The organism is Rhodococcus sp. MurmanLake-1, assembly GCF_056945715.1.
This window is the reverse complement of record NZ_JBWZNF010000107.1, coordinates 1-240: the sequence shown is the minus strand read 5'-3', so window position 1 is coordinate 240 and position 240 is coordinate 1. Positions and strand designations below refer to the sequence as shown.

General features: G+C 65.4%; 1 pseudogene. It reads right to left on the bottom strand.

The features are described from left to right. Positions 1–240: pseudogene (locus tag AC2ETI_RS32840) on the bottom strand (ABC transporter permease); the annotation flags it as partial.

Below are 240 nucleotides of genomic sequence, written 5' to 3'. Positions count from 1 at the left end.
CCTCTGCATTTCGCGTGACAGCCGAAGTGATCAACGCCAGCGCCGTGAAGAGCGCGGCGCCGCCGATCACCACGACCAGCACCAGCACCGGATTGACCGGGGCACTGCCGCCCAGAACCATCACAGCGATTCCGATGACCACCGGCAACAGCGCGGTGAGAACCCATGACGGCACTGCCGGGCCCGCCAGGATCTCGGCGTCGCTGCATTCCCCGGTCCGTAGTCGCTTGAGAACCAACT